General features: G+C 46.3%; 14 protein-coding genes. All 14 read right to left on the bottom strand.

Features of this window, described 5'->3' with window-relative positions; all coding sequences use genetic code 11:
* Positions 1–175: 175 nt before the first annotated feature.
* Positions 176–559, bottom strand: a complete 384-nt coding sequence (gene aroH, locus V7126_RS13350) for a chorismate mutase (protein ID WP_046129879.1) — start codon at positions 557–559, stop codon at positions 176–178.
* The gene (gene aroB / locus V7126_RS13345) at positions 556–1,644 is read right to left on the bottom strand and encodes a 3-dehydroquinate synthase (RefSeq protein ID WP_046129878.1); all 1,089 of its coding nucleotides are present in this window, start codon (positions 1,642–1,644) and stop codon (positions 556–558) included. Before aroB ends, aroH begins: the two co-directional genes overlap by 4 nt.
* Positions 1,644–2,816 carry a chorismate synthase gene (gene aroC / locus V7126_RS13340; protein WP_175077192.1) on the bottom strand — a complete coding sequence of 391 codons (1,173 nt, stop codon included), beginning with the start codon at positions 2,814–2,816 and terminating at the stop codon, positions 1,644–1,646. Before aroC ends, aroB begins: the two co-directional genes overlap by 1 nt.
* 71 nt (positions 2,817–2,887) lie before the next feature.
* A complete protein-coding gene (locus V7126_RS13335; protein ID WP_175077191.1) occupies positions 2,888–3,655 on the bottom strand; it encodes a CheR family methyltransferase in 768 nt (255 codons plus the stop codon).
* A 149-nt stretch (positions 3,656–3,804) separates the two neighbouring features.
* Positions 3,805–4,254, bottom strand: coding sequence for a nucleoside-diphosphate kinase (gene ndk / locus V7126_RS13330; RefSeq protein WP_175077222.1), 450 nt, complete (start codon positions 4,252–4,254; stop codon positions 3,805–3,807).
* Positions 4,255–4,380: 126 nt separating this feature from the next.
* Positions 4,381–5,343, bottom strand: coding sequence for a heptaprenyl diphosphate synthase component II (gene hepT, locus V7126_RS13325; protein WP_046129874.1), 963 nt, complete (start codon positions 5,341–5,343; stop codon positions 4,381–4,383).
* 29 nt (positions 5,344–5,372) lie between these two features.
* Entirely contained in the window at positions 5,373–6,071 is a 699-nt protein-coding gene (locus V7126_RS13320; protein WP_046129873.1) for a demethylmenaquinone methyltransferase, read from the bottom strand.
* 5 nt (positions 6,072–6,076) lie between these two features.
* On the bottom strand, positions 6,077–6,853 hold the full coding sequence (locus V7126_RS13315) for a heptaprenyl diphosphate synthase component 1 (RefSeq protein ID WP_175077190.1): 777 nt from the start codon (positions 6,851–6,853) through the stop codon (positions 6,077–6,079).
* 138 nt (positions 6,854–6,991) lie between these two features.
* The gene (gene mtrB / locus V7126_RS13310; RefSeq protein ID WP_046129871.1) at positions 6,992–7,222 is read right to left on the bottom strand and encodes a trp RNA-binding attenuation protein MtrB; all 231 of its coding nucleotides are present in this window, start codon (positions 7,220–7,222) and stop codon (positions 6,992–6,994) included.
* Between the two features lie 23 nt (positions 7,223–7,245).
* Positions 7,246–7,818: a GTP cyclohydrolase I FolE gene (gene folE / locus V7126_RS13305; protein WP_046129870.1), complete on the bottom strand. Its 573-nt coding sequence runs from the start codon at positions 7,816–7,818 to the stop codon at positions 7,246–7,248.
* Between the two features lie 202 nt (positions 7,819–8,020).
* Positions 8,021–8,299 carry a non-specific DNA-binding protein Hbs gene (gene hbs, locus V7126_RS13300; protein ID WP_003183006.1) on the bottom strand — a complete coding sequence of 93 codons (279 nt, stop codon included), beginning with the start codon at positions 8,297–8,299 and terminating at the stop codon, positions 8,021–8,023.
* A 382-nt stretch (positions 8,300–8,681) separates the two neighbouring features.
* Positions 8,682–10,160 (bottom strand): stage IV sporulation protein A, encoded by a 1,479-nt coding sequence (gene spoIVA, locus V7126_RS13295; protein WP_046129869.1) that lies wholly within the window; start codon positions 10,158–10,160, stop codon positions 8,682–8,684.
* Between the two features lie 185 nt (positions 10,161–10,345).
* Complete coding sequence (locus V7126_RS13290; RefSeq protein WP_046129868.1) at positions 10,346–11,062, bottom strand: hypothetical protein; 717 nt, start codon at positions 11,060–11,062, stop codon at positions 10,346–10,348.
* A gap of 20 nt (positions 11,063–11,082) precedes the next feature.
* Positions 11,083–11,274 (bottom strand): DUF2768 domain-containing protein, encoded by a 192-nt coding sequence (locus tag V7126_RS13285; protein WP_202049443.1) that lies wholly within the window; start codon positions 11,272–11,274, stop codon positions 11,083–11,085.
* Positions 11,275–11,385 lie beyond the last annotated feature (111 nt).

Here is an 11,385-nt window from a genome sequence, read left to right as displayed (position 1 = left end):
ATATGTTGCGGAAAATAAACAAACCCAAAAGAACAAACGTCTTTTGGGTAGGATTTAAAAACGTATGGTCTCGGCTCATCTACACTCATTCTCAACTACCCTAATCTCAAACTAAGCTCTCATAGTAAAACCCATATACACACTCCTGTGTATTTCTAAGGTTTCTACAATTGTATTACAATTCAGTCTTTTTTGTCAATGATAAATCAGGCCTCAACGAGACGGCATTTTCCAAATATATGTGGCGGACTTCATCTTGCCGCTTTTCGGTCTGCACGGTCATCATGATCCTGATGCATTTCTTAAGGCCGTGTTCAACGTCCATTTCCTGCATGCACATAACCGGCACATGCTGCCAGCCGTCAAACGTTCTGACGACTTTTGCAGGAAAAGCGGCATGAATATCTGAAGTGGCGGATATGAGGATTTGGACCACCTGCTCGGGTTTGATATCGTTTTCTGTAATCATTTTCCCGATCAGCTGTGTCGTCTTCGCTGTAATATCCTTATCTGTGTCCTGTTCCACTGTAGTTGCTCCCCGAATACCGCGAATCATCATTCGTCTCCCTCCAATCTCCACATATTCAGCCATCGTTCGATCTCTTCTGCTTGAAAGGAGTGCAGGCGTACGCTGCCTATCCGGTCAAGCAGGACGAACTGGATGATTCCGCCGCGCGTTTTTTTATCGTTCATCATCCGGCTGATGAGCGCTTCTGTTGAAATGTCATGTTTCAACTGCCCGGGATAGCCCAGATTTTTCAGCCATCTCGCCATCCGCTTGCGGTCAATAGGGCAATTCAGAACGTTTTCGCTGACAAACAAGGCAAACTGCATCCCAAGCGCAACAGCGTCGCCATGGGTGATCTCTCCATAGCCGTACTCGGCTTCAACGGCATGGCCCAGCGTGTGCCCAAAGTTTAAAAACGCTCTGATCCCCTGCTCCCGTTCGTCGTTTGAGACGATTGCCGCTTTAATCGAAATGCCTTTATACACCATGTCATTCAGCTGTTCATTTGTGATCTCTTCTATCGAGTTGATGTCGAGAAGATCGTTTAAAAACGCTTCATCATGGATAAAGGCGTGTTTAATGACTTCTGCGAGCCCTGACCTCATTTCCTTTTCAGGCAGGGTCCGAAGGCATTCCGTATCGTAAATGACCGCTTTAGGCTGATGAAAAGAGCCGATTAAATTTTTGCCGAGCGGGTGGTTGATCGCGACCTTTCCGCCGACTGCGCTGTCGTGGGAAAGCAGAGTCGTCGGAAACTGAACATAGTCGATGCCCCGCATAAAAGTCGATGCCACAAAACCCGCAAGATCGCCGACGACGCCTCCGCCAAGGGCGAGAATGCAGGAAGAACGGTCAAGATGAAACTCGATCGCTTCGGTCTGCAGCTTCATGAACATGTCAATCGACTTGGCTTGCTCTCCGCTCGGAACGGCAACCTTTTTGACGGGCCATTTGCTTTGGAGAAGGCGGAACAGCTCTTCTCCATACCGTTTATCAACTTCTTCGTCGGTAATCAGAAAAAGCTTTGTCATCGGAAGGTTTAAGGATGACAGAAGCTCATCCGCGTGTTTCCTGATGCCTCCTCCGATAAAAACCGGGTAAGACAGAGAAGCGGTTTCGATTTGCAATGTTTTCATTAAAACTCCCTCGCAAGCTTTCTCATCTTTTCAACGTTCTCAGCGATGCAGTCCATTTGGTCGACTCCAAATTGCTCGACGATTGCATTGGCGATTTCCCAGGCGACGACTGCTTCCGCCACGACGCTCGCAGCCGGAACGGCGCATGAGTCAGAACGTTCGATGCTGGCGCTGAACGGCTCTTTCGTTTCAATATCGACGCTTTTCAGCGGCTTGTATAACGTCGGAATCGGCTTCATGACGCCTCTGACGACAATCGGCATCCCCGTCGTCATTCCGCCTTCAAGACCGCCGAGGCGGTTCGTTGCGCGCGTATACCCTTTTTCTTCATCCCAAATGATTTCGTCATGGACTTCGCTTCCGTTCTTTCTGGCAGCTTCAAAGCCGATGCCGAATTCGACGCCTTTAAAAGCATTGATGCTCAAAACGGCAGCTGCCAGCTTGCTGTCAAGCTTGCGGTCGTAATGAACATAGCTGCCGACTCCGACCGGAACCCCTTCGACGATGACTTCGACGATTCCGCCGATGGAATCTCCGTTAGCTTTCGCTTCATCGATCGCGGCCATCATTTTTGTGCCTGCCTCATCGTCATAGCATCTGACAGGAGACTCCTCCGTCACTTTTTTCAAGTCTTCGATTGATTTGTAATTGGTCTTTTCAGCCTTTATTCCGCCAATTTCCAGAACGTGACCGGCCACTTGAATGCCAAGCTGCGACAAAATCTTTTTCGCGACGGCTCCGGCCGCCACCCGGACGGTCGTTTCCCTGGCAGAAGAACGCTCAAGCACATTGCGCATGTCCCTGTGGCCGTATTTAATCGCGCCGTTCAAATCGGCGTGACCCGGTCTCGGCCTTGAAATCTGACGCTTCATTTCGCTTTCTTCTTCCTCTGAAATCGGCTCTGAGCCCATGATTTTCGTCCAGTGGGTCCAGTCCTTGTTTTCCACAACAAGGGCGATCGGAGATCCAAGCGTACGGCCGTGCCTTACTCCGCTAGTAATGCGGGCCTGGTCTTTTTCGATTTGCATTCTGCGTCCGCGGCCGTGCCCTTTTTGCCGCCTTCCGAGTTCATTATTAATATCTTCTTTTGTGATATAAAGCCCTGCGGGCACCCCTTCAATAATCGTCGTAAGCTGCGGGCCGTGAGATTCTCCGGCTGTTAAATACCTCATGCTTTCGTTCTCCCTTCATCACATTAACGCTTTTAAGTAAAACTATAACATACCTTTTCGTAAAAAGTCAGCTAACTTTTTTGATAGAAGAACGTATCTGTCGATTGAAAGCCGTATTTCTCGGGATTAAAGATCTGCTCTGTGCTTCCAACGAACAAAACTCCTTTCTTCTTTAAGCTTTCGCTGAATTTGCGGTAGATTGTCTCCTTCGCCTCCTCTGTAAAATAGATCAGCACGTTCCGGCATACGATGATATCAAAATCTTTTTCATACGAATCGGCGAGTAGATTGTGTTTTTGAAAGCGGATGTTTTTCCGTATTTCGTCTTTTACGGTATAGCGGGTGCCGTTTTGAATAAAATATTGATCTTTCATCGCTTTTGGCACTTCCTGAAGCGACCTTTCCTGATAAATGCCTTCCTTTGCTTTTGCCAACACTTTATCATCGATATCTGTCGCGATAATTTCATAGTTTGCCAGATGTTTTTGGCGGCTTAAGATCATTGACAGCGTATAGGGCTCTTCCCCGGTTGAACAGGCCGCGCTCCAGACCTTCAGCGTTTTGGCCGGCTTGAGCAGAGGGAGAATCGTTTTCTCGAGTACGTCCCACCTTTGATAGTTTCTGTAAAATTCAGAAACATTGATCGTCATTCTGTCTAGCGTTTCTTGAAGAAGCGCATCATTTTTTTCCAGTTCGTTCGCAAACTCGCGAAAATCGCCAAAGCCCTTTTTTTCGTAAAGAGACGTCAGCCTTCTTTTCATTTGTGCCTCTTTGTACAAAGCTAAATCCACACCAGTTATTTTTTTCCATTTGTCAACGAAGAAGTTGTAGTTGTCCATTTTTCTCTCCTAATCGATTCATGCTGATATGTGTAACATTATAGCTTGTTTTCGTGGCAATTTGTATCGTTTAAACGAAAAAACGCCCGCTGCCTCATAGGGGAAAAGGGCGTTTTTCATTTAAAAAAATCAGCCTTTCAGCTGATTTTTTAATAGATCCATTGATTGATTAACTTTTCTTCTTCAATAAGTTCATTCTCTTTAAAAAATAAGCCGATTTCACGCACTGCACTTTCAGGAGAATCTGAACCGTGAATGATGTTTTTGCCGACGCTCATGCCGTAGTCCCCGCGGATTGTGCCAGGCAGCGCTTCTTTGGGGTTCGTTTTGCCGATCAGCTGCCTGCTGATCGCAATTGCGTCTTCCCCTTTCCATACCATTGCAAAGACAGGGCCTGACGTAATAAAATCGACAAGTTCGCCAAAAAACCGTTTTTCTTTATGCTCTTTATAATGCTCGCCGGCCGTCTCTTCTGAGACTTTCATCAGTTTGGCTCCGATCAATTGTAAGCCCTTTCGTTCAAATCTAGACAAAATGTCGCCGATCAGTTGGCGCTGAACGCCATCGGGTTTAACCATCACAAAGGTTTTTTCCATAATCGATTCTCCACCCCACTGTTATGTATAGGCTTTCAATACTACAACGGAAATATAACATTTTTCAAAAAATTAATCAATAAAGGGCGGAGAATATTCATACTTTTTACTTATTTTTCAGATCGGCGTTTAGAATTTTCGCTTTCCGATATATTTCGCAATTTGGCCGAGCGCCGTCCTTGCGCGGTTTTTCGGAAGCGTTTCGAGCAGGCGGAACGCTTTGTTCAAATACATTTCGCTGACTTTGAACGATTGTTCAATGGCATCGGTTTTTTTCAGCTCCTTGATCAGCGGCTTGATTTGTTCAGGCGTCGTTTCGCTGTTGACCAGCATGAGGCGCGCTTTCAGTTCGGGGGATTTCAGCGCATACAGCACGGGAAGCGTCACGTTCCCCTGCAGCAGATCCCCTCCGACCGGCTTGCCGAGCTCTTTTTCGCTTGACGTAAAATCGAGGATGTCGTCGATGATCTGGTACGACATTCCGACGTAATAGCCAAACCAGTAAAGCGTTTTGTGAATGTGTTCACCCGCTCCGGCGGCGATGGCTCCGAGCTGGCAGCTCGCCGCGATCAAAAGCGCGGTTTTCCGCTTAATCCGTCTTAAATACGTTCTCAGGTTTTGCTCCATATTATATTTATCTTTAATTTGTTCGATTTCTCCAAGACAAACTTCAACAAGCGCCTTCGACAAAATTTCGTGGGCTTTCGGCTCGTTTATTCTGGTCATCGATTCAAGCGAACGGGCAAATAAATAATCGCCTGTATACATCGCAATTCGATTGTCCCATTTTGCCTTAATCGTCGGCTTTCCCCTTCTGAGTTCGGCATCGTCGATGACATCATCATGGACGAGCGATGCCATGTGCATTAATTCCAATGAAACTGCGACATTTTTAATTTTGTTGATGTCGTATTCCCCGAACATGCCGCTCAGCAGGACAAAAACCGGCCTGATCCGTTTCCCCCCGGCCTGCAGCAAATGCAGGCTCGCTTCACTCAGCAAAGGGTAGTCGGAGTGTACGGTCTTTTCCAGCTCTTTTTCTATTAAATCAATATCCTCATTCAAAAAAGAATATAACGTTGTCAATTTCATATCGATTCACCCGAGTATTCCTGTAGTCATCATCGCTTCCAACCGACATGTGTAGCTGCTACACCGCCTGTGAACGGATGATATTGAACATTTTCTAACCCAGCCTTTTCAAATAAAGCGGCAAGCTCTTTCATGCCCGGAAATTCCCTGGCGGATTCCTGCAGCCAGGAATACTCTTTGAAACTTTTGGCAAAGAGCTTTCCGAATGCAGGCATGATAAACCGGAAATATAAATAGTAAAGCTGCTTGAAACCGATCATTTCCGGCTGGGATGTTTCAAGGCACACAACCTGGCCTCCGGGTTTCACCACGCGCGTCATCTCTTTTAATACGGTTAAATAGTCAGGGACATTGCGGAGCCCGAATCCGATGGTGACATAGTCGAACGTATTGTCTGCAAAAGGCAGCTCCATTGCATTGCCGTGGATCAATTCGATCTGGCTGTAGCTCTCTGTCTTTTGCTCTGCAATCGTCAGCATATTTTTGCTGAAGTCAAGGCCTTTGACCTCGCCCGACTTTCCGGCGGCCTCCGCGAGGGCGATCGTCCAGTCCCCGGTTCCGCAGCACACATCCAGCGCCTTTGCCCCTTCATGGACATTCATGATCTGCATCGTTTTGTCGCGCCATTTTTTATGCTGCCTAAAGCTGATCACGGAATTCATCCGGTCATAGTTTTTGTAGATTTTTTCAAAAACGCTGTGCACGCGCTGTTCTTTTGACTGCTCCATGAATGTTACCCTTCTTCCACTTTCTGATGATAGGCCGGTTTTCCGGATTTAATGGCTTCAAGCCGCTCCAAGAGCCATTTTTGAACGTCGGGCCGTTTGATGGGGCACCGGCTGATTTGAAGCTTTGCCTTTTCATAAGCTGCGACAGTCAATTGTTCGCATGAAGCCTGATCTTCCGGAAATTCCTCTTTTAAAATCGTCTCCAGCAAACGCGAATCCGTCCCTTTTTCTTCGGCGGCAAGCCGCTTATATACAAGAAAATCATTGGCTGCGGTCTTCCAGTGAGGCAAATAAAAGTGGTCGGCAAGATGATGAAAAAGTGCAGCTTCCACAATGCTGACGCTTTTTTCCAGGCTGGCTAAATCTTTTGCGGAATGATCATACAGCCTGATTTTGTGTTCGTTGATTTCTTTGATGGCCGCTGCCAGCGTCCGGATCATATAAATGTCCTTCATACCCGAAAGGAGGGAATAGTACATCCCGCTGAAATAATCCCCGGCCAAAACCGTCAGCTGACGGTTTTTATAGTCGTCCTGCTTTATCGAAGCTGCGGTCGTGACTTCATCATGGGTATCAAGGGCTGTTTGAACAAGCATCGCCGTTAAAATGTAATTTTCCTTGTCAACCTCTTTTACATCTGTTTCATCAAACAGAGCATAAAAAAGAAGCAGCTTATCCTCATCAACCTTTGGAGCGGTTAAATGCTTGGCTAAGTAAGGATGTGAAAGCTTTTTATTCAGCTCGATTTTCAAATGAGATAAACGTCCGTAGATGTCTTGCAAAGATATCACCCTTGTCCCAAAATTCGCAGTTTTTCTCTTGATTGCTTATGTAACTTTTTTAAGCGGAGAAAATTTAATTATATCATAATATGATGAAAATGAACGGCATATGCCTATCGGGAGCGGATAACGGCCGAACTATTTTCTGGATTCGCTCTTCATTTCGCCGTAAGCCGATTGAATGACGGCTTCCCCGCGGACTTTTATGGCTGAGGTATGCTCTGTAAACTGGCAGATCATCACTTCACCCTTGTCAAGTTTTTCGGAATGATGAAACCTCGTATCCGTGCCTCTTGTCAGACCGATCACGTTTACGCCGTCCTCGACGGCTTTTATCACGACAAAATCATTCGTTTGATTATTGATCATGTTCATCGCACACCTTTTCATTTTTAATCATGATGCTTAATAAGCTCCAGCACTTCGGAGCGGGCGGCTACGTCTTCCCTGAACGTTCCTCTTACAGCTGAAGTGACCGTTTTAGACCCCGGCTTTTTAACACCGCGCATCGTCATGCACATATGCTCCGCTTCTACGACCACCATCACGCCGTGCGGTGACAGCGATTCGACAATGCTGTCCGCAATCGTCGACGTAATCCGTTCCTGCAGCTGCGGACGCTTGGCAACCGCTTCGACGGCTCTCGCCAGCTTGCTGAGGCCCGTCACCTTTCCGCCCTTCGGAATATATGCGACATGCGCTTTTCCGTAAAAAGGGACGAGGTGATGCTCACACATTGAATAAAAAGGAATGTCTTTGACGAGAACAAGCTCTTCATGGTCTTCGCCAAACACCGTTTTGAAATGCTCTTTCGGGTCTTCGTTCAGGCCTGCGAACACTTCCGCGTACATTTTTGCGACCCGTTTCGGGGTGTCAAGAAGACCTTCGCGGTTTGGATCTTCTCCGATAGCTTCCAATATTTGACGAACAGCTTGTTCGATCTTTTCTTTGTTGATTTCGCTCATGTTTATATCCTCCAGAAACGCATACATTTAATTCAGATTCTAGCACACATCAGCTTAGAAAAGCAAAATGAAAGGCTTTAACCGCCGAAATGAGTACCGCCTGAAATATGCTTTTAAATATGAAAAGCCCCTTCTAAAAGGGGCTTTCCTGTGAAGAAATAATACGGTATGTATAACGCGCAAAACACGACCTATACATACATTATTTTCCTGCTACAGCGTCTTTAAGCGCTTTACCTGGTTTGAAAGCAGGTACTTTGCTTGCAGGGATTTCGATTTCTTCACCAGTTTGAGGGTTGCGACCTTTACGAGCTGAGCGCTCACGCACCTCAAAGTTACCAAAACCGATCAATTGAATTTTTTCACCGTTTTTAAGTGCATCTAAAATTGTATCAAAAACAGAATCAACTGCTTTAGTAGCATCTTTTTTAGATAGTTCGCTTGCTTCTGCAACCGCATTGATTAGTTCTGTCTTGTTCATGCCTTTCACCTCCTCCCAAAAGGTATCAATCAATAGATTATCATCATTTCTTCACAGTTCAACCTGTTTCTATACCTGTTTGAACAGAAATTTCAAATAAATATAGAAAAGGCGATTTACGGCTTTCGGCGAAAATCTTACGTTCAGAGGAACGATTGTCCAATAAAGTGAAGATTTTCTGTATGTAGATTAACACATATGATAAGCCATATCAAGCATTTTAAAGCTATGATCCCTTATTCGTCAAGGTTTAAGCACAATCATACGAACAAATATTCCTATTTTTCCTTTTTTCATCATTTTCTTGACTAAATTTCCAGCCGCCTATCCGTCCTTTTTCAAGCCAAAAAAAGACCTCCCGTATGATAAGAGGCCTTCCTGTTTATAAGATGATCGCAATCAAGCCGCCCGAGCCTTCATTGATGATTCGTTCGAGCGTCTCCTTCAGCTTGTATCTTGCGTTTTCCGGCATGAGGGACAGCTTCGCCTGAATGCCTTCTCTGACGATGGAGCTCAAGCTTCTTCCGAAAATGTCAGAATTCCAGATCGACAGCGGATCGTCTTCAAAGTCCTGCATTAAATACCTGACGAGCTCTTCGCTTTGCTTCTCCGTTCCGATGATCGGCGCGAATTCGCTTTCGACATCGACTTTAATCATATGAATCGAAGGCGCTACCGCTTTGAGCCTTACTCCGAATCTCGATCCCTGCCTGATGATTTCCGGCTCGTCAAGGCTCATGTCGGTCAATGCCGGTGCAGCGATTCCATAGCCGGTTTGCTTCACCATTTTCAAAGCATCGGACACCTGGTCATATTCCGTCTTCGCATGGGCGAAATCCTGCATCAGCTGCAAAAGATGGTCTTTCCCCCTGATTTCGACGCCGACGACTTCCCTTAAAATTTCATCGTACAAATAGTCCGGAGCGTATAAATCGATCTCTGCGATCCCCTGCCCCATCTCAATGCCGGCGAGGCTCGCCCGCTCGATAAAATCGAATTCGCTGAAGTGGCCGACGACGCGGTCGACGTCTCTTAATCTTTTAATATCTTTGACGGTTTCTTTCACGGAATCCTGATAGTTTTCGCGCAGCCAGTGATTTTCCTTCAGCACCATAACCCAGCTCGGCAGATTGACATTGACTTCGAGAACCGGGAATTCGTAAAGGGCTTCTCTCAGAACGCTTAAAACATCCGCTTCTCTCATGCTTTCCACGCTCATCGCAAGGACGGGGATGTCATACTTTTCCGTCAGTTCGCGTCTGAGCGCTTCGGTTTCCGGATGATACGGGCGGACCGAATTGATAACCATGATAAACGGTTTTCCGACTTCTTTTAGCTCATCGATCACCCTTTCTTCAGCTTCGATGTAATCCTGCCTCGGAATCTCTCCGATGGTGCCGTCGGTCGTAATGACCACACCGATTGTCGAATGCTCCTGAATTACTTTTCTCGTGCCGATTTCGGCCGCTTCGTGGAACGGAATCGGCTCCTCGTACCAAGGCGTGTTGATCATCCTCGGTCCGTTCTCGTCTTCATATCCTTTTGCGCCAGGGACCGTGTAGCCGACACAGTCAACAAGTCTTATATTCACATCGAGTCCGTCACTGACATGAACTGACATCGCCTGATTGGGAACAAACTTCGGTTCTGTTGTCATGATGGTTTTGCCAGCGGCGCTTTGGGGGAGCTCATCTTGCGCGCGCGCCCGGTCTGCTTCATTGTTGATATTCGGGAGCACCACTAGCTCCATAAATTTTTTAATAAACGTAGATTTTCCTGTGCGGACAGCTCCTACGACACCTAAGTATATATCGCCTCCTGTTCGTTCAGCGATATCCTTGAAAATATCGACCTTTTCCAAGTGATCCCCTCCCGGACTTCCAATCCTTTTCAATTTTTCACTTCTTCATCATTCAAAAACAGGACACTACATTGTATGACGTTGTCCTATTTCAATATGACAGCTCAGGGAAATTTTTTCGGCAGGCATGAAAAAACCTTTCTCCTTATTGTATGCAATGGAGAAAGGTTCATGACTAATTCATTCTACTGCAAAAAAACCGGCTCATTCTTGTCATTTACTGTATATTTCACTGAAAACGCAGGTACAAAGGGGCTTTCTTTCCAGATCAGGTCCTGGATCTCCTCGCCCGGCTTGACGGTCTTCCCTGATTTTTCGATCAGTTTGGCTAAATCCACTCGGTAATCCACTTGGATGTCGCCATTTTGATCGACGAGAAGAGGAAGGGAGGTGCCCGTTAATGGACTGGTGACCGAAGGCGCGTCCTTCAGCCCCAGTTTTTTATAATCAAGCATAAATAAATGTTCGGCTACGACTTTTTGATAGGGAGGATACCGGTGCTGTTCTTTGTACATGTCGACCCGGAGCTTCAGGTCGCGGATTGCTTCGGACATTTTGACGTCTATGAGCTTCACAGTCGGGTTGTGTTCCACGTCTACGAGAACATACAAATATTCCCCTCCGTTTTCGTAGGAAGTGCCCGGCGGTTCAGCCAAATAGCGCGGAGACAGCCTGTTAAAATCGATAGGGTATTTTTGATAGATTGGAACTGACATATCTCTCGTTTTAATCGGGAGAAGCCCTCCTGTCGCCTTTCTGAACTCATCTACCGCCGCCTGCACCTCGCTCAGCTGCTGTTCATAGGGGACGCTGTTTTGCGCCTTTCTTTCTTCAGGGTATAAACACCCGCTTAACAATATTGCTGTGAATATAAATGCGAGCAATGCGTTTATTTTTTTCATATGGATCTTCCTTTTAAGCATTAGTCATTGACAGGGCCGCTGAAGACAACGATAAAGACGATGACGCCGGATATGAGCATGCAGGTATACGCCAGGAACGAAGCGGCGATTTTCAAAAAACGGTTTTTAAATTTATACCTGCTGATGTAAATGGCGATCACCGCTAAGAACATCAGGCCCATCGATCCCAGGGCAAACCACATTTTTAACATGCCGACACTCACGCGAATAGCCCTCCTTCTCTATCATTCTCTTGCGATGTAAGCGTTATATTTCATTTTATATAAGAAAAACCAGAAGTTCAACTGATCTGCACCCTGTCA

This window comes from Bacillus sp. JJ675 (genome assembly GCF_036963165.1).
Lineage (GTDB): Bacteria > Bacillota > Bacilli > Bacillales > Bacillaceae > Bacillus > Bacillus glycinifermentans.
This window is presented reverse-complemented; position numbering and strand designations above follow the sequence as displayed.

What these genes read in the sequence shown, in the direction of transcription:
- hbs (WP_003183006.1), bottom strand. Translation starts at nt 8,299, where the DNA reads ATGAACAAGACAGAACTAATCAATGCGGTTGCAGAAGCAAGCGAACTA.
- aroC (WP_175077192.1), bottom strand. Translation starts at nt 2,816, where the DNA reads ATGAGGTATTTAACAGCCGGAGAATCTCACGGCCCGCAGCTTACGACG.
- aroH (WP_046129879.1), bottom strand. Translation starts at nt 559, where the DNA reads ATGATGATTCGCGGTATTCGGGGAGCAACTACAGTGGAACAGGACACA.
- V7126_RS13285 (WP_202049443.1), bottom strand. Translation starts at nt 11,274, where the DNA reads ATGTTAAAAATGTGGTTTGCCCTGGGATCGATGGGCCTGATGTTCTTA.
- V7126_RS13335 (WP_175077191.1), bottom strand. Translation starts at nt 3,655, where the DNA reads ATGGACAACTACAACTTCTTCGTTGACAAATGGAAAAAAATAACTGGT.
- V7126_RS13320 (WP_046129873.1), bottom strand. Translation starts at nt 6,071, where the DNA reads ATGGAGCAGTCAAAAGAACAGCGCGTGCACAGCGTTTTTGAAAAAATC.
- mtrB (WP_046129871.1), bottom strand. Translation starts at nt 7,222, where the DNA reads ATGATCAATAATCAAACGAATGATTTTGTCGTGATAAAAGCCGTCGAG.
- aroB (WP_046129878.1), bottom strand. Translation starts at nt 1,644, where the DNA reads ATGAAAACATTGCAAATCGAAACCGCTTCTCTGTCTTACCCGGTTTTT.
- hepT (WP_046129874.1), bottom strand. Translation starts at nt 5,343, where the DNA reads ATGAAATTGACAACGTTATATTCTTTTTTGAATGAGGATATTGATTTA.
- V7126_RS13290 (WP_046129868.1), bottom strand. Translation starts at nt 11,062, where the DNA reads ATGAAAAAAATAAACGCATTGCTCGCATTTATATTCACAGCAATATTG.
- folE (WP_046129870.1), bottom strand. Translation starts at nt 7,818, where the DNA reads ATGAGCGAAATCAACAAAGAAAAGATCGAACAAGCTGTTCGTCAAATA.